Source organism: Streptomyces sp. NPDC048057, assembly GCF_040653095.1.
In the GTDB taxonomy this organism is placed as follows: Bacteria; Actinomycetota; Actinomycetes; order Streptomycetales; family Streptomycetaceae; genus Streptomyces.
Genome location: NZ_JBEZNF010000014.1, coordinates 17,715 through 34,387 on the forward strand (window position 1 = coordinate 17,715; position 16,673 = coordinate 34,387).

A 16,673-nucleotide genomic window follows, 5' to 3' on the forward strand; every position below is an offset into this window, starting at 1 on the left:
CCTCCGCTCCACCGCTGGTCCAGGCGTGCTGACGCCTGCGCTCATCCCCTTTTCTATCCACCCCTGAACGGGAGTTCGTGATGCCTCGTACGAGTACGACCATCGACAACAGTCACATCGTCATCGACACCGGCATGGCCCAGCCGGACGCGACGACCATCGTGGAACGCAAGGGCCTCGGCCATCCGGACACCCTGGCCGACCATCTCGCCGAGCGGTTGTCCCGCGCCTACAGCTGCTACACCGTTCAGCGCTTCGGTGCCGTACTGCACCACAACTTCGACAAGCTCGCCCTCCTCGGTGGAGCCAGCGAGGTGCGGTACGGGGCCGGCCGGATGACGTCGCCGGTGCGGGTCCTGGTCAATGGGAGGGCCGCGCCGTTGTGCGGCGGCGAGTCGATTCCGGTCGAGGACATCGTGGAGGCCGAGGTCCGGGCGTTCTTCGCCGAGCGACTGCCCGAGGCCTCGGCCCACCTCGACATCGTCTTCAACATCACCAGCAATTCGAGCCCGGGTGCCGTCCTCACCGGCGACGGGGTGCCCGACCGCACCCGCTGGTTCAACCCGCGCTCCGTCGAAGATCTCCGCGAGCGGCGGGTACGGCTCTCCAACGACACGTCCCTCGGCACCGGCTGGGCGCCGGAGAACCCGTTCGAGTCGTTCGTACGGGAGCTGGTGGACCACTTCTCCGGGAAGAACGAGTTCACGCTCGCCCACGCCTGGTGTGGCTCTGACGTGAAACTCATGGGCTACTGGGACGGAGCCCAGGCCGACATCGTGTTGTGCGTCCCCCAGAAATCGCGTCACGTCGCCAGCCGGGCGGAGTACGTCCGCAACGCGGAGACCGTCCTCGCCGAGTGCCACCGCATCGCTGGCCTCCGGCTGCCTGGAGCGGAGGCGCGCTTCCGGCTGAATGCTCGCGACGTTCCGGAGAAGGACGAGCTGTACCTCACCTACACCGGCAGTTCGATCGAGTCGGGTGACGAAGGCGTCGTGGGGCGAGGAAACCGGGTCAACGGGCTGATTACACCGTTGCGGCCGATGAACCTTGAGGGCGCCAACGGCAAGAACCCCGTTTACCACGTCGGCAAGCTGTACAACGTCGCCGCGCAGCGACTCGCCACCCGGCTCCACGAGGCGACCGAGGGGCACGCCGAGGTTCACCTGGTGAGCACGACCGGGCAGCGACTCGATCAGCCCTGGCGCGTCCTCGTCCGCCTGTCCTCTCCTGACGTTGAGGTGGACAAGGTGCAGGCCCTGGTCACCGAGGCGCTCGGCGAGTTCCCGGCCCTGACAGACGAGCTGGTCTCCGACGGGATCGTGCTGAGCTGATGGTGATGCGGACGCTCGGAGAGGTTCCCGCAGAGTGCCGACAGCGGCTGCTCGCGCACTACGGGCCGGAAGCCCAGGCGTGGCTGGACGCAGCACCGGACCTGCTGGAACAGGCCGCCGAACGCTGGCAGTTGTCCCTCGGCGACTACCACGACGCCGGACACGCCTCGGTGATCGCGACAGCGACCACCCTCGACGGGCGTCCGCTACTCCTCAAGGCATGGGCCGACCCCACCCGGTATCGCCACGAAGTGAGTGCACTGAGGCTGTGGGTGGGCGGGCCGACGGCGGACGTCATCGAGGCCGCTGACGACCTGGCGGTAGCCGCCCTGGAGCTGGTGGGAGGACGCCCTGGTGGCGCCGAGCGGCCAGAGCGCGAGGTTCAGATGGTGGCGGCTGCCCTTCAGGGGCTGCACACCCTCGGCCAGCGCCGAAGGCGACCGTACAGCTTCCCGCTGCTCACCGACCACCTCGGCACGGAGATGCTGCCGCGGATCCGGCGACGGATGGAGACGCTCGACCTCGACGCATGGCATATCCTCGTCGACGCCGCGCTCCCAGCGCTCGCCGGACTGCAGGAAGACCCAGGCAGGACGACTGTCCTGCACGCGGACCTGTATCGGGAGAACGTGCCATTCGACTGGCTGGGACACCCGCGCCTGCTCGATCCACTGCCCATGCTGGGCGACGCGGCATTCGACTGGGCCTTCTGGACCATCTACTACAACCTTGGGCACGGGACCGACGGGCGGCTGGCCGCGGCCGCCCGGATCTCGCGGATCCCCATTCCCGTACTCGCGCCGTGGTGCAGAGCGCTGGCCCTCGACGGACTCCTCTACTACCTGGAGGCCGGGGACCCGAGAGCACCGCAGATGGCGGAAGTGCTCGCCGACCTTTCCGCGTCGACCCCGAGGAGGGGCTCGTGACCACCTACGTCCTCCGCCACGGCCAGACGAACTACAGCAAGCGATACCTCGTCAACGGTGACCCGTCCCAACCCATCCACCTGACCGAGGAGGGTCGGCAATCGCTGAGCCTGGGCTGGTCCACCCTCCCTCTCCACACAGTGCGGACATGGCTGACCAGCGAGTTCCCGCGTGCCCAGCAGACGGCTTCGCGGCTGATGGGTGTGCCGGCTGGGGAGCTGGTCATCGACCCTCGTCTGAACGAACTCGACTACGGGGAGTTCGAGGGCCGCCCGTTCCTGGAGTACGCGGTCTGGCTAGACGGCCAGGGTCCGAACAAGCGGCCTGCGGGTGGCACCGAGTCCCAGCGCGACGGCATCCGGAGGATGCTGACCGGATTGCTCGCCACCCTGGAGCGACCCGGACCCCGCGTTCTCGTAGGCCACGGCCTTTTGGCCTCAGTGCTCCTCTGGCATCAGAACCGATCTCTGAAGGAGGCCATGCCGCTCTTCTTCCCGGAGGCGCCGTACGTCGAGCCGATCGCCATACCCGACGACGAGCTGCCGAACTGGGTCACGGCGCTGATGAGTGATCTCGACAGGGACGTTCTCGGAGGTCGCGCCGACCGCGGTGGCGCGGACATATTTCGGATCGGTGAGTGCTCGGCGGTTGCTACCGTCGATTCCGTATCCCACCAGCCGGATCAAAAGGATCTTCCTCATGCATGATGCCCGCGCCCTAATCGAAATGGGTGCCGAAGCGGTTCGTCGGCTTGCTCGTCGCGGTTACTCTCTGGACCTGTCCGAGCTGGAGTCCCTCCAGTCCCGGCGCAACCAGAACATCCGCTCGGCCGACGAGCTGCGGGCTGAGTCCAAGCGGGTGGCGAGTGAGGTCCAGCAGACGGCCAAGCAGGGCGGCGACATCTCCAAGCTGAAGGAGCGCGCCCGCGAGCTGAAGGACCAGATCCGGGACATCGAGGCCGGGCAGGTGCAGGTCGAGGAGCAGCTCCGCGACCTCCTCCTCAGCATCCCGAACCTGCCGGACGACGCGGCCCCGGACGGCGACTCCGAGGACTTCGCGGTCGAGATCCGACGGGTCGGCACTCCGCCAGCCCTCCCGTTCGAGCCGAAGGACCACGTCGACCTCGGTGAAGCCATCGGCATTCTCGACTTCGCTCGGGCGACGAAGCTGTCCGGCCCGCGCTTCGCGGTCTCGCGCGGCGCCGGAGCGGCGCTGGAGCGCGGCCTGGCCACGCTCTTCCTCGACCTGCACACCCGTCGGCACGGGTACGTCGAGCACGCGGTCCCGTACCTGGTCACCCGCAAGACGATGACCGGCACGGGGCAGCTGCCGAAGTTCGAGGAGGACCTGTTCAAGACCGGCGTCGCCGACCGCGAGCTGTTCCTCATCCCGACGGCCGAGGTGCCGCTGACCAACCTCTACGCCGACGAGATCATCCCTCCGGCAGAGCTGCCACTGGCGCTCACCGCGCACACGCCGTGCTTCCGATCCGAAGCCGGGTCGTACGGCCGCGACACCCGGGGCCTGATCCGTCAGCACCAGTTCGCCAAGGTCGAGATCGTCCAGATGGTCGACCCGGCGGACGCGGACGCCACGCTGGAGACGATGGTCGGCCACGCCGAGGCATGCCTGAAGGAACTCGGCCTCGCCTACCGCGTCGTCAAGCTGGCCGCCGGCGACACGGGCTTCTCTGCCCAGCTCACATACGACATCGAGGTCTGGTTCCCGAGCCAGAACACGTACCGAGAGATCTCCTCGGTCTCCAACTTCGGCACTTTCCAGGCCCGTCGGGCGAACATTCGGACCCGTGGCGAGGACGGCAAGCCCAAGCTCGTCGCCACGCTCAACGGCTCCGGTCTGCCTATCGGCCGCACTCTGGCCGCTCTCCTTGAGCAGTGCCAGCAGCAGGACGGTTCCATCCTCCTGCCCGAATCTCTCGTCCCGTACCTCGGCTTCCGCCGTATCTCGGCGGACGGAACACCGGAGGCATAGTGCTCGTCGGCGTCTGCGACTTCCCCGGTAGCTACGCATTTCCACCTGCCGGATACGGCGGAATCGAACGATGGCTATGGGCGGTCGCCACAGGCGCCCGGGCCGCAGGCGCCGACGTACACCTCCTCGGGCCGGGCTGGCTCACGGACCTGGAACACGACTGGGTCCGCAAGCCGGTCCGCCTGGAGGACATCCAGCCGGGAACCCTCGCCGAGCGCGAGCTGCGGGACAGCGGCTACGACCTCCTGGTCGTCGGCCACGAGTACCCGTCGCTTCCCGCCTGGACCCGCGCATGGAGCGAGCTGGACTGCGACGTCGCCACGTTCCAGCACTCGCCGGTCTTCCAACACACCGCCACCGCCTTCGACGGCCAGCGGTCGCGGCTCTACTGCTACTCGCCCGAGATGACCGAGCGCTACGCCGACCACCGGCCGATACCCGAACTCGCTGTTCACCTGGGCCTCCACGAGGAGGAACCTCCAGCCACCGCCGGTACCGACCTCATCTGGCTCGGCCGGATCGACGAGGACAAGGCCCCACACATCGCGGCGCGGGCGGCACAGATCCTCGGCCGCCGGATCCGAATCGTCGGCCCGGTCTTCGACAAGGAATATGTGCGCCGCCACGAGGACCTCCTTGGCGCCGAGCACGTGGAGTGGGTCGGGGAACTCGGCGGCACCGCCAAGACTGCCGCGATCGCCGAGGCGTCCGTCTTCGTCTACACGTACGCCCGTGCGTACGTGGAAGCCGGTGCCGCTGTCTTCGGTGAATCCCTTCGCGCCGGCACCCCCATGGCGGCTCTGACCTGGCGGGAAGGGACATGCGCCCAGGCGGCCCTGTGCGACGAGACCGGTGGGGTCGCCGTTGCTGACCCGCTGGAGGACGACGAGACGGCAGCGCGAAGGCTCGCCGATTCGATTCAGCAGGCGGAAGACCTCGACCACCGCCGAGTCCAGGCGATCGGGATGCAGCGCTTCGACCCGGTCCGCCACTTCCAGGCGATGGCGACGCGATCGTGCTGACCCGCGCGAACACCGTGCTCGGGGCTGATCTGGCCCAACAGATACCCGGTGTATTGGGTGCTGCGTTAGGGCCTCACTGGGAGTTCACGGTCGACCGCCGTCACATCCAGGTCCGCCACCCGAACCGCGATACCCCCTACAGGCCGCCGCGCAGACCGCCATCATGGAGGGAGCTGCTCAATTCCCTGGAGACTGGCTTCGCGCGAGTTGGGGCCCCACGCGATGCCTGCCTTCCCCTCCGCTGGGGGCGGGAGACCGAACTGACCATCTCCGCGGTCCAGGCACTTGACCCACTCCTCAAGGACGGCCAACTCCGCACGCACCGAAGCGGGTTCCTTCCCCAGCCAGTCGTCCGCGTCACAGGCCAGCGTGATGCCACAGGCCAATTGAAGGACGGCTTCCTGACCTCCTTCGTCAACGTGTCCCGGGTCCAACCCATAGGCGGCCTGGACGAGTACGGCGTAATTCTCGACGGCTGGCTGACAGTCCTATCCCAACTTGGCTTCCACGCGCGGCACCTGAGCATCGATGGCGACCTGACCTCGTGGCGCCGGCGTCAGGTCGAGGGCATCACACTGCGCTTCCGCCATCTGGGCCACACCTTTGGCGACATCGTCCTCCTGTGGAACACCGAACACCCCGGCCGGATGGCCGTAGACCTCGGTAGCGGCCTGGAACGCCTGGCATGGGCTCGCACCCAAGAGCGCTGGTACCAGCTGATCTACGGCAACTTCGCCGGGACTGCGCCGCCGCCCACGCTGGATGCCATCCGCACGGCCACGCTCCTCCTCGGACACGGGATCACCCCAGCTGCCCGAGGAGCGGGAGGAATCACCCGACGTGTCATAGGCACCATCGACCGAGGTGCCGCACGTCTTGGCGTTGGGGCTCTGGTCCGGGACATGTACGCCTACTGGTCGCTCGTTGGTGCGTTGCGCGCACCGTGGCCAGAGATCGCCCGTGCCATCGAGGAAGAGATGCGTCTGTAGGTGCGAATCCCGTTGCCTGTCAGCCTGATGATCGAGAAGTACGAAGGCGCGCATTCTCCGCCTCCAAGGCGGCCACACGACGTTCGAGCTCTGCTCGTGTTGGCTTTCTCGAAGGCGGAGGCGATGACGGTGTTGGTGGCGAGGATGGCTCGGCGACGAGGCCGATGGGCTCGAACGCGACAATGGCCGATGGGTCCTGCCCACACTCTGGGCACCGCATCTTGGAAGATCCATGGAGCGTGGGCTGGGCGTTCTCCGCGTGGCGTGTGGTTTCGGTGATGTGACCGCAGTAGAGGCGTACCCGCCAGCGCATGATCAGGTGGTCAGGTGTCCTGCACGAAAGGATCTCCTGCAGGACTCGTGTCCGAGCCTCCTGATCGCGCGCTGCCATTTCCGGGTCCTCGCGCAGCTGGGCGAAGTGTTGTTCGACTTGCCGTCGTGCTGCCCGGCAGATGGCCTCCAAGTCCTTCTGCCAGCGGTGATCCCGCCGAGTGAGCTGGTAGTCCTCCAACGGCACACCGCGGCTCTCGTATTCGACCTCGCGCACCCGCCGCACGGTAGTCCCGACGATGCGGCACCTGGTCCGAAGACCGGTCTTGTTCCCGGGAGGAGCAGACGTGTCCCCGGCACACTCGTGGCTGAACGGGCTGCGTCGACATTTGTTCGCGCATGAGGCGGCCATGGAGTTCCGCGACGTCGCGGAACAAGCCTGCGGCTTCCGCGTTTGGCTTCAAGCCGGGCTCTCTCAGAGCGGCGACCAAGCCCGCCGTGAGCCACCTGACCGCAGCGTCTCGACTCGCTTCTCGATTTCTTCGGCGGCGCGTGGATCGGCGCTGGCGTTCCGCGCGAGCCAGGTGACCATCAGCAGTTCGCGGACGCTCCGGAGCACGGTGGACCCGGACCACTGCTCCCGTGCACAGGCAGAGTGAACGCGATCCACCCCCGCATACGAGGGTAAATGCGTCCCGCTTCTTTTCAGTTCGCCCGGGGCAGACAGGAAAGCCCAGGAAAGGCCTGTTGCCCGGCCGCAAGCCATGTCAACGTACAACGCCCTGCCCGAACACCCACCCCCGAACCCACGGAGGCGCCCCTGTACCCGCACCACCCCAGCGATCCCCTCCGCCCCGACTCGCAGGAGCCGTTGTACTGGGTCACCCCGCGCCACTTGGCCGGTGACGACAGCGCTCTAGCCGAGCAGATCGGGACCACCCTGACCGGCCTCGGCTGGCGCATGTGGCCCACCTCCCGCAGCACCTTGCTGTACGTGAGCCCGGACGGGCTGTGCGGCGCCGAGTGGATCCTCTCGGCCTACCCGTCCGAACTCGGCGGACTGCCCGTGGCCTGGCAACTGAGCGCCCGCCCGCATGCCGACTCCGCCATGACGGAGTGGAACGCCTACTTCACCGCCAGCATCCCGTACGAGGCACTCGCCGACCTCCTCGTGGCGATCGACGCCCGCGAGGCACCCGACATCGGCTTCGAAGGCCCCGAGACGGTCCTCAACGCGCTCAGTGCCCAAGGCTGGGTCCGTGACCCGGACAGCCCCCACACCACCGCTATGGACCCCGGGTTCTCCGCCACCGTCTCCCTGGGGCTGCAGCCGCCACTGGTCCAGGACGCGGATCCACGCCCTGATTTGATGGGGTGGCAGGCGTGGGCGGAACCCGTTCTCGGCGCCCCATATCTGTGGTGCGCCAGCTTCAGCGCCAGCGTCCCCCATGACCTGGTCGCCGCCTTCGCCTCCTCTCTGGCCTCGCCGGCCCTGGTGGCCCGCCGGACCCTGCCCAAGGACGCCGAGAGCCGGCTCATGGTCGTCCGTCGCAGCTGACGACCCGCGTTCCGGCAGTGGCTGCTGTGCCGCTCCCGCCGCCCGCCATTTCCCTGGGCGGACCGACCCCCGAACTCGCCAGATGGCAGAGATGGAGACCCATATGCTCCGAATCTTCCAGCGACGTGCCCGCGCCGACCGTAGGTTCCGGGATGCGCAGCGTGCGGGCCAAGCGCTGCTGCAGATGCACGCCGAAATGCCCTGGCCCGATACGCCCGACTCGGTCGCCACTACCGCTGAGGCTGCTACGGAGGCTGCGAGGGAACCCGACTTCCTACCGCCGGAATTCAAGGCGCCGTCCCGCCAGGACGTCGCCGGGTTCATGATGCGCTGGGACCAGCCGCTCGTCATTGACGGTGAGGTCCGCGAGTGTTCCGAGTGCGGCGAGTACCGGAACTGGGCTGTCCTCCGCATGCGCGACGACTCGGTGTGGCTGCGATGCCGTGCTGGCCATACGACGAGGGAATTGGGCTTGGACGCGGCCTGGTACAACCGCCATTCCGGTCCGGCCGACCGCTGGCACCCCACCCTTGAGGACGGGCTGCGCCACCTCGGCCACTGAACCAAGAAGCCCACTTGGCCCCGCTTCCCGCCCGGCGCTGGAGAGCCGGCCTGGTCAACCTGTCCGCTCCGCAGATCACCAAGGGGTTCGCATGCGCCTTCGCACCACGACCGTCCTCAGCCTCACAGCCCTTGCCCTGACAGGGGGTTCGACCAGCAGGGCTGATTCCATCGGCCCCACTCCCTCGACGGCCCTCTCGGCGAGCGCAGAAGATGGGAGGGCCTCGGTGTCCGTTCCACTGTCGTCGTCGGCTCTGACGAAGCGGCTCCTGGACGAGAGGGATCTGGGTGAGGGCTACGTCCGCCAGCCGCAGCGCGCAGAGCGGCACGATGACGTGTCCGTGATCGGCTGTCCGGCGCTGGAGGAGCTCGATGGCGAGGCTGCGGTTGGCGGCAGCCTCGACTTCTCCCACAGGGCGAAGGTGTCCTTCACTACATCGGTGACGAGGGTTCCGAGGTGTCCGAGGAGCTGTACAGCGACGCCGAGACCAGGCTCTCGAGGGGCGTGGCCTGGATATTCGAGGCGATGACCTCCTGCCCCACGTACCGGGTCCTCGGCGGCAGTACCTCCGTCACGGTCACGGCTCAGAAGGCGCTTGCCGACCGTTTGGGCGATGAGCAGTGGAGCCAGTGGCTGACGTTCTCCTTTGGCGGGCGCAGCAGCGTGGTGAAGCAGACGGCCGTCTGCATCGGGACAGTGGTCGTGGTCGTTTCCGGAAGCCCTGGCTTGGTCGACGCCCACCTGGCGAAGGCCGTGGACAAGGGCCAACGCGGGCGCTGACCTCAGCAGTGCGAAGGGGGCGGTGGCAGGGATGAATCCCTGCCACCGCCCCCTTCGTCATATCGGTGTGCGGACTACGCCGCTGTCTGTCAGAAGGTGTACGGGGTGAATGGGCGCAGCGGTTCAGCCACCGCATCGACCAGTTGCTGGAACTTCGCTAGCTCGTCCACATTCATGATGTCGATGGCGTGACCGAAGGGCTTCTCGTCGAGCTGGTCCAGGAACGGTTCGAGGAACCGGTCTAGAGCCTCGGGTGCTTCGAGCCACCTGAGCCGGTACTTGTAGTAGCGAAATGTCTGCGCGTCAGCCTCACGGATCTCTTCGAGTGTGGCCTCGTGAGCGATGTTGTACTCCTCCTCGGTGATGGGCCTTCCGTCGAGGTGGAACCAGTCACCAGAGCCGTAGTCCTGGTACAGGTCGCACAGCAGGGTGACGACTTGGGGGAGGGGTTCTTTGGCGGGAATGCGAGGTGCTCCTTGCCAGCGGTTGGTGGGGGTGGGCCATACAGAGGGTCCGGAGAATCCCCGGTTTCGGTAACCGGGGGCGTACGGCTACGATCCGTCGCCCTCCTACCGGGACCGGTCTGTGCGGGATGACGGCGGCGTGTACGCCTTTGGGATCCCAGCGCCGGTCTGTGAGGCGGCCTGAGCACGAGCGCTGCGGGCCTGCGCGGCTCGGGCACTCGGACCGGGGGTGTGCCGCTCACTGAGGCGTTGGATGCGCCAGACGAGGACTTCGGAGATCGACTTGGCGTCGTCCAAAGGGCGTTGCTGGGCGGCTTGTTGGAGGACGGTGGCGGGGTCGTGGCCGACGGCTTCGGCGGCGGCGAGGGCGGTGGTGAGGGCTGGCCAGGCGTTCTCGGTGAGGATCTGCTCGGCGTGGGCGGGCAGGACCTCGTGCAGGGTGCGGACGTGCTGGTGGACGGTTCCGTCGGTGGGGCGGTGCCGGGCGAGTGCGGCGAGGCTGATGGGGGCGATCTGGTCGTAGGCGGCCTGGAGATGGATGAGCGACTGGCGGGCGGCGGGCCACCTGCCGGTCATGGTGGCGCAGGGTGCTACGGCGCTGGGTGGCCAGGACGACGAGGATGGCGGCGTCCAGGAGCATGGCCAGGGCGGTGTGGTCGGCGGGCTGGTAGAGCATGCCCTTCAGAGCGCCGCGCAGGGCGCGAGCGTGCTGGTGGTCGACCTGGGCACGGCTGTGAGCGGCGTGCTCAAAGGCGAGTGCGGCCCGTTGGAGTTCGGCCTTCAGGTGGGCGGGGGCGTGGGCTGGCAGGGCGTAGAGGACTTCGCCGAAGACCGTCAGGTGGGCCTGGGCGATGTCCTCGTCGGCGTGGTCGAGGTGGTGCGGGATGCGCTCCGCGGCGGCGGTGGCCTGGTGCCATGCGTTGGGGCGGCGGTGCCCGGCCGGTGAGTCCGCGGGCGCGGCGGGCGCTTCGGTGGCGGCCAGGCGCTGTCGGATCTGGGGAAGGGAGAGGTCAGTCGCGAGTTTGGAGCCGGAGTACCAGACGGGCTCGCCCTCACTGTTGGTGTCGCCGGGCAGGGCGACCTTGTAGCCGGCCAGGTCGCCGGAGGGCAGGGTGCGGGTTTCGACCTGGAGGCCGGCGTCGGCGAGCAGGTTGAAGAAGTCGTCCAGGTCCTGGGCGATGGAGAGCGCGGCGCGCGCGGTGTGCCGCAGCCACTCGCGCGTCGTCATGCCACTGCCTTGCCGCTTGGCCTTCTCCTGCTCGGCGCGGGTGGGGCGCTTCGCGGCCGGGGTGTCGGCGGCTGCTTCGGTGCCACGCGGTACCTGGGTGAGTCCGAAGTCCTTCTCGATCGCCGTGAGTTCGGTCATGGCGTGGTGGTAGTCGTTCCAGTTCCGCGGTGGGCGCAGGTCGCCTCGGACCTTGGTGGCGACGATGTGGATGTGGTCGTCCGCGTGGCGCACAGCGACCCAACGGCAGCCGTCCGGATCGCCTTCTGGGGCGATGCCGGTCGCGTGGAGAATGCGGCGGGCGATCGTCGCCCACTCGGCGTCGTTCAGGGCGCGGTCCTGGGGTGCGGCACGCACCGAGCAGTGCCACACATGCCCGTCCGGAGCCTTGTCGCCGGCCTGCTTGACCCGCAGATCCAGGGCCCTGGTGAGCTGGTCGAGGCGTTGCTCGTGTCCGGGGCTGTCCCAGGGGCCGGGGTCGGGGATGAAGTCGTCCCAGGAGGCGACGATGTGCTGGTTGGTGTGCTCGTTGGCGCGGCCCTTGTCGAAGAGGTAGGCCAGTACACCGTACGTGTTGCTGCCCGGCTTGACGATGTTCGCGATCACTCAGGCCGCTGCCTTCTGCTCGGCTGCCCGGAAGGCGGCGTCGTCGATCGCCCGGACCGTGTCGTGGGCGGTGGCGAGCAGCCGGTCGGTCCGTTGGAGGATCGCGGCGTCCACAGGGTGGGGATTGCCGTCGATGTTGAGACGGCGGGCGATCTGGTTGACGTTGTTGCCCATCCGGGCGATCTGCGCGCGCAGGGAGACGAGTTCGTCGATCGCGTCGTCGTAGACCGTGCGCACGGGGGCGACGGTGATCTCACCTCGTACGCGGGCCATGGTGGCGTCGGCGATGTAGGTGGCCATGGTCACGTGCTCGGTGTCCGCCGCCGCCTGGATGTCGTGCTTCTCGTGCGGGGCGAAGCGGACGGTGACGGGCTTGGCGCGCCGCGTTTCGAGGTTCGCGCGGCGGTGCGGCCGATGCTGCTTGGCCCCCACCGGGGTGGGGGCCGACAGTTCGCCGACGCCCACCCCCTCCTGCTCCGGCGCGCCCTCGCGCCGGAGCAGCTCCTCCGCCACCCCCGTGGCGGAGGAGTCCGCGATGGACCGGCCCGTGGACGGTCCATCGCCATTGCTTGCTGCGCTGTCAAGGCCGGTGATCATCTCCTCCTGGCAGGTGGGGAGTTCGTGGTGCGATTCGTGCATTGAGGGGTTTTCCTTGGGCGTTGGGGGTGGTCTCAGTTGGGGGTGGCCGACGGGTGCCGTAGGCAGCTCGGCCTTGACGGTGCGGACCACCTCGCCTGCGGTGTCGCTGGCCACGCTGTAGCCGTCCTTGCGTACGGCCTCCTCCAGCAGGTCGCGGGAGAGACGTCCGTGCTCGCGGAAGAGGTCACGGGCGTATTTGTTGAGGAAGTCCCGTGTCGCGCGCGGTTTGGAGCTCGGGCGCTTCGACTCCGCCCGCGGGGCGGTGTGTGGGTCGTTGCCCGGCGGTTCCTCGCCCGGTTTTGGTTCCGGGTCGACGGTGGTGCGGACGGGCTGTTGCGGGCGGTTTTCGGGCAGGGGGCGGGCTGCCAGGTCGGCGGCGTCATCGCCCGCGACTTTGGAGGGTGAGGCGCCCGAAATTTCTGCCCGCTCTCTTGCCGTAGCCCGCGGGCGAGCCGTCGCGGAGCCGCCCCTTGTGCGTGCGGCGGTGTCCGGCCAGCGGGCGGGCAGCGGGACGGTGGTCAGGGCGAGGACCTGTTGGCGGGTGGCGAGCTTGCGCAGCAGCAGCTCGTCCTGGCGTTCGTCGCGGTCGACGTCAGCCTGCTCCAGGGCCTGGTGCAGGTGCCGGGTGAGGCGTCGGCCTCGCCACTTGGTGCGTTTGTCGGGTGTCATGGTCTCTGCCCGGAGGATCAGGGTGACGGCCCGATCGAGGGCGCGGTCGCGGATGATTCGGGCGGCATCCGCGTCCCGGTCGGCAATCCCCAGACGAGCCAGCAGCCGTTCGCGTGCCTGGCGGGTGAGGAGGGCGGTCAGGCTGCGGGAGTCGGCGTCCGGGCTGCGGTGGCGCAGTTCGATGCCCATGGCCAGGTGCCAGAGCACTGCCGCCAGGACCGGGCCGACGATGGCCCGCACAGTTCCGCCGACCAGCCCGGACTCGGCGTAGGCGGGCACGATCTGCACGCAGGTGATCACCCAGGTGAGAGTGCCGGGCACCCCGGGCGCCTGCTTGGGGCCGTTGAGGTTCGCCCGCGCCATCAGCGCGGTGGCGAACAGCGCCAGTTCGGCGGCGGCGAACATCGCGGCGCGCTCGACGGCGCTGCCCATGTCGAGGTAGTCGGCGGCGAAGCGCCAGCTGGTGTCCGCGCTGTAGGCGGTGCAGCCGATCGCGGCGACGGCGGCGACTGGGATCGCGGCGGTGCTACGGCGCTGTCCAGCGCTCGGCTTCCGTTGGTATTTCCGCAGGAACCATGTGGCGGACAATGCGGCGACGAGCAGAGCCGCGATGGCAGCAGGCGCAGGGGACCAGTGCGGCAGGGCGGGCATGCCGACGTCGTTGGCGCTGATGGGCGTGGTGGTGCCAGGGGGCATGCAGAGGCTTTCCAAGGGACCCGCGTGTTCGAGGGCAGGCGGAAGCCCACGCGGGTGAGGTGGTGGGACGGGGAGGGACCGCGGGCCGTTCAGGCAGTGGGCGCGGTGCGGCGTCGGTCGGGGCCGGTGAGGATGACGCGTTCGGTCATCTCGGCGAGGCGGGAGGCGACGCGGTCGCCGAGTGCGGTGCGCAGCTCGGCGGTGGGGAGGTTGGTGGTGATGAGGGTGGGGAGCATGCGCTCGTACCGGTGGTTGATCAGCCGGTAGGTGAGCTCCTCGGTCCACTCGCTGGTCTTGGCCGCGCCGAGGTCGTCCAGGAGCAGTAGCGGGCATCGGGCGAGCGTCTGCAGTTCCCGTTCGCCGTCGTGGCCAGCGCGGGGGCGGAGCCGTGCGTGGAGGTCGGCGGAGGTGGTGGCTTCCCAACGCAGTCGGACGCCGCGGGTGAGGAGGGCGCGTACGGCGCCGTACGCCTGGTGGGTCTTGCCGGTGCCGGTGGGGCCGGCGATGAGCAGCGACGAGCCCTCGGCGATACCGGGTCCGGTCGGGCCGGGGCGTCCGGCGCGGGCGATCTGGTCGGCCCAGGCGGTGATCTGGGGGTGGTCGGCCAGGGCGCGGCGATAGCGGGCGGGGATACGGGCGTCGGCGAGTTCCAGGGCGGTGACGGTCTCGGGCGCCGGCTCGTGGGCGGCAGCGGTGGTCGGGTCGATGCCGCGGTTGGCGAGGATCGTGTTGAGCCGGTCGGCGATCTGGCCGACGGGCTGGGGTGCGCGGGTGAGGGTGGCGGTCAGAGCTCATCTCCGTAGGCGGCGACGACGTCGGTGGGGTTCGTCCACGTCCGGTGGGCGGTGGTCGTGGCGAGGGCGGAGGCGTTCATGACCTCGTGGACGAGGCTGGGCAGGACGCCCGGGGACAGGCCCTTGGCCCGGTGGCGCTCGAGGGCGGCCCGGAGGTGGGCGGGGGCGATGCCCTCGTCGAGCAGCTTGCGCACCTGTTTGCCGAGATGGCCCAGGAAAGCATCTGGCGGGCGGTGGTTGCACGCGGCGATGTACTCGCCGAGGAGTTGCTTGGCCGAGACGGTGTCGGGCGCGTGGGCGCTTGCGCCCCCCGAAGGGATATCTCCTAGATCCACGGTCCTAGGTCTTAGATCCGGACCGTGAGACGTCACTGCTGCCTCACCGACCGCTCCCTGATCCCTCACGGAGGACTCCGTGAAGCGCTCCTGAACTGCGACTTCGCTCTCAAGGCCCGGATTCAGTGCAGACTCCCGGACCTCGCCGGAGCACTCAGTGAGGACTGCGTGAGGCGGCAGTGAGTACTCCGTGACACCGGTGCTCACCGCAGGAGCGGCAGCGACCGAAGCCTCGTGGACCGGGCAGCCCGGGAGCCGGCTCTTGCTCGGCCGGTTGATCTTCTGATGCTGATGCCAGGTCACGACGTGCAGGTACCGCTTGTGATCCGGCGCCTTGTACCGGCAGATCAGTCCGGCGTCGGCGAGCTGGGCGAGGTCCGTCTCGACGTCGGACGGGGTGTGCTCCGGACGTAGCGCCCACAACTGCCCGGCGATGATCGCGGCGTGGTCCCGGTGGCGGCCCTGGTCGTCGGCCTGGGTGAGCAGGCCGAGGAAGGTGCGCTCGGCGGTCAGGGAGACGACGGCCAGAGACTCGGAGACGAAGGCTTCGGGCTTGATGGTGCGGATTCGTGCCAAGTGCGGGGCGGTCCTCACTCGGTGGCCTGTGCGTGGACAACGCGGCGCACCGTCGGTCGGGGCGGAATTCGAGGGGGTGTTGGCGCGGACGCGCGCCGGGAAGCGATTGCGTTTCCGGCGGTGTCGTCAACATAGCCACACCCCAGTCGCGCAAGTCCAGCCCGATCCGGCGCAATCTCTCACGGCAGAAAGGCCGCGAGAAATGGGGCTCGGTGGCGGGCGGGAGGAAAACCGTAAGGCACGATCCGCTGTTGACCAAATAGTTGCCCGGACCGCAGAGCCAGAACCATCACATCGGCAAGCCGTTGACGAGCCGCAGGCGGGGAAGCTACAACACAACACCGCACGTCAGAACCATGATCGGTGCGCTGTTCCGTGCCTCTTCCCGACTCCCGGGAACCCCATCCCGGCGAACGACGCGAGCGCAACATAGACCACGATCGCCGGTTACCGAAACCGGCGAATGCACCTTTCAATTGGAGCCATGCCCCCACGCCCACTGGAAGTCGGACCCGCAGGAATGCAGGCGGCCCGCGCCATCGAAATTCTCCGAACCGAACGCGGCCTGTCACAACGCCAGTTGGCCGGCCGCGTGACCTCCCTCGGCCACCCGATGTCCAACACCATGCTGTCCCGCATCGAACGCGCCCAACGCCGATGCGATACCGACGACCTCGTCGCGATCGCCCAAGCCCTCCTGGTCTCGCCTCTCGTGCTGCTGCAGGGGCCGACCGCCACGTGACGAGGACCGCTCAGCACCGTTGACCGAGCACGCCCCCACCCAGTAAGGACCCGCCCTTCTTGCACCACTCCGACATACCCCCTGCCCTCGTACGACGCCTTCCCGGTACCGAGGGCGGAGCCCCCTTGTCCCGTCTCTACCGCCCCGAAGAAATCGCCGAAGCCCTCGGCTGTTCCGCCTGGTGGGTCAAGGACCGGGCTCGACGCGGAGTCATCCCGCACACCCGCGTCGGCCGCGCCTACCGCTTTACCGCCGCGCACCTCGCCGAGATCGTCCGCCTTTACGAAGAGCGCCCGAAGCGATCCGTCAGCAGCGAGCCGGCGAGTCGGGCAACGACAAGTCCTCTCGCGGTACGAACTCGTGCCCCGCGGTCTCCTGAGCCGACTACAGCCTCGACGCCAGGGCGTCTGCGGGCTCGACCGCCGCACCGTACCCAGTACGAGACCGTCGCGTAGCACGCCCGCACCCAGTCACAAGCCGAGAGCAGGGGAGGAAGA

General features: G+C 68.6%; 16 protein-coding genes. 11 read left to right on the forward strand and 5 right to left on the reverse strand.

Going from position 1 to position 16,673, the window contains the following annotated elements; translation table 11 throughout:
* Positions 1–80: 80 nt before the first annotated feature.
* The 6 genes from AB0E05_RS17910 (at position 81) to AB0E05_RS17935 (ending at position 6,260) form a co-directional block, all read left to right on the forward strand.
* The gene (locus AB0E05_RS17910) at positions 81–1,331 is read left to right on the forward strand and encodes a methionine adenosyltransferase (RefSeq protein WP_361964371.1); all 1,251 of its coding nucleotides are present in this window, start codon (positions 81–83) and stop codon (positions 1,329–1,331) included.
* Positions 1,331–2,257, forward strand: coding sequence for a phosphotransferase (locus tag AB0E05_RS17915; protein ID WP_361964374.1), 927 nt, complete (start codon positions 1,331–1,333; stop codon positions 2,255–2,257). Before AB0E05_RS17910 ends, AB0E05_RS17915 begins: the two co-directional genes overlap by 1 nt.
* On the forward strand, positions 2,254–2,964 hold the full coding sequence (locus AB0E05_RS17920) for a histidine phosphatase family protein (RefSeq protein ID WP_361964376.1): 711 nt from the start codon (positions 2,254–2,256) through the stop codon (positions 2,962–2,964). The genes AB0E05_RS17915 and AB0E05_RS17920 overlap by 4 nt, the downstream gene beginning before the upstream one ends.
* The gene (gene serS, locus AB0E05_RS17925) at positions 2,957–4,249 is read left to right on the forward strand and encodes a serine--tRNA ligase (protein WP_361964378.1); all 1,293 of its coding nucleotides are present in this window, start codon (positions 2,957–2,959) and stop codon (positions 4,247–4,249) included. The genes AB0E05_RS17920 and serS overlap by 8 nt, the downstream gene beginning before the upstream one ends.
* A complete protein-coding gene (locus AB0E05_RS17930; RefSeq protein ID WP_361964380.1) occupies positions 4,249–5,271 on the forward strand; it encodes a glycosyltransferase in 1,023 nt (340 codons plus the stop codon). The genes serS and AB0E05_RS17930 overlap by 1 nt, the downstream gene beginning before the upstream one ends.
* 386 nt (positions 5,272–5,657) lie before the next feature.
* Entirely contained in the window at positions 5,658–6,260 is a 603-nt protein-coding gene (locus AB0E05_RS17935; protein ID WP_361964382.1) for a hypothetical protein, read from the forward strand.
* Positions 6,261–6,279: 19 nt separating this feature from the next.
* On the opposite strand, the gene AB0E05_RS17940 is transcribed toward AB0E05_RS17935, so the two are convergent.
* Positions 6,280–6,807 (reverse strand): hypothetical protein, encoded by a 528-nt coding sequence (locus AB0E05_RS17940; protein WP_361964384.1) that lies wholly within the window; start codon positions 6,805–6,807, stop codon positions 6,280–6,282.
* Between the two features lie 594 nt (positions 6,808–7,401).
* On the opposite strand from AB0E05_RS17940, the gene AB0E05_RS17945 reads away from it, so the two are divergent.
* The 3 genes from AB0E05_RS17945 (at position 7,402) to AB0E05_RS17955 (ending at position 9,430) form a co-directional block, all read left to right on the forward strand.
* A complete protein-coding gene (locus AB0E05_RS17945) occupies positions 7,402–8,088 on the forward strand; it encodes a DUF317 domain-containing protein (protein ID WP_361964386.1) in 687 nt (228 codons plus the stop codon).
* 82 nt (positions 8,089–8,170) lie between these two features.
* Entirely contained in the window at positions 8,171–8,650 is a 480-nt protein-coding gene (locus AB0E05_RS17950) for a hypothetical protein (RefSeq protein WP_361964388.1), read from the forward strand.
* Positions 8,651–9,106: 456 nt separating this feature from the next.
* Positions 9,107–9,430: a hypothetical protein gene (locus AB0E05_RS17955; protein ID WP_361964390.1), complete on the forward strand. Its 324-nt coding sequence runs from the start codon at positions 9,107–9,109 to the stop codon at positions 9,428–9,430.
* A 702-nt stretch (positions 9,431–10,132) separates the two neighbouring features.
* On the opposite strand, the gene AB0E05_RS17960 is transcribed toward AB0E05_RS17955, so the two are convergent.
* The 4 genes from AB0E05_RS17960 to AB0E05_RS17975 form a co-directional block, all read right to left on the reverse strand.
* Positions 10,133–11,725 (reverse strand): mobilization protein, encoded by a 1,593-nt coding sequence (locus AB0E05_RS17960; RefSeq protein ID WP_361964392.1) that lies wholly within the window; start codon positions 11,723–11,725, stop codon positions 10,133–10,135.
* Positions 11,726–13,729 carry a plasmid mobilization relaxosome protein MobC gene (mobC, locus tag AB0E05_RS17965; RefSeq protein ID WP_361964394.1) on the reverse strand — a complete coding sequence of 668 codons (2,004 nt, stop codon included), beginning with the start codon at positions 13,727–13,729 and terminating at the stop codon, positions 11,726–11,728.
* An 89-nt stretch (positions 13,730–13,818) separates the two neighbouring features.
* Positions 13,819–14,517: an ATP-binding protein gene (locus tag AB0E05_RS17970; protein ID WP_361964708.1), complete on the reverse strand. Its 699-nt coding sequence runs from the start codon at positions 14,515–14,517 to the stop codon at positions 13,819–13,821.
* Positions 14,514–15,434, reverse strand: a complete 921-nt coding sequence (locus AB0E05_RS17975) for a hypothetical protein (RefSeq protein ID WP_361964396.1) — start codon at positions 15,432–15,434, stop codon at positions 14,514–14,516. Before AB0E05_RS17975 ends, AB0E05_RS17970 begins: the two co-directional genes overlap by 4 nt.
* A 484-nt stretch (positions 15,435–15,918) precedes the next feature.
* On the opposite strand from AB0E05_RS17975, the gene AB0E05_RS17980 reads away from it, so the two are divergent.
* Positions 15,919–16,176, forward strand: a complete 258-nt coding sequence (locus AB0E05_RS17980; protein WP_361964398.1) for a helix-turn-helix transcriptional regulator — start codon at positions 15,919–15,921, stop codon at positions 16,174–16,176.
* 74 nt (positions 16,177–16,250) lie between these two features.
* Complete coding sequence (locus AB0E05_RS17985; protein ID WP_361964710.1) at positions 16,251–16,631, forward strand: helix-turn-helix domain-containing protein; 381 nt, start codon at positions 16,251–16,253, stop codon at positions 16,629–16,631.
* Positions 16,632–16,673 lie beyond the last annotated feature (42 nt).

What these genes read in the sequence shown, in the direction of transcription:
- AB0E05_RS17915 (WP_361964374.1), top strand. Translation starts at nt 1,331, where the DNA reads ATGGTGATGCGGACGCTCGGAGAGGTTCCCGCAGAGTGCCGACAGCGG.
- serS (WP_361964378.1), top strand. Translation starts at nt 2,957, where the DNA reads ATGCATGATGCCCGCGCCCTAATCGAAATGGGTGCCGAAGCGGTTCGT.
- AB0E05_RS17910 (WP_361964371.1), top strand. Translation starts at nt 81, where the DNA reads ATGCCTCGTACGAGTACGACCATCGACAACAGTCACATCGTCATCGAC.
- AB0E05_RS17980 (WP_361964398.1), top strand. Translation starts at nt 15,919, where the DNA reads ATGCCCCCACGCCCACTGGAAGTCGGACCCGCAGGAATGCAGGCGGCC.
- mobC (WP_361964394.1), bottom strand. Translation starts at nt 13,729, where the DNA reads ATGCCCCCTGGCACCACCACGCCCATCAGCGCCAACGACGTCGGCATG.
- AB0E05_RS17950 (WP_361964388.1), top strand. Translation starts at nt 8,171, where the DNA reads ATGGCAGAGATGGAGACCCATATGCTCCGAATCTTCCAGCGACGTGCC.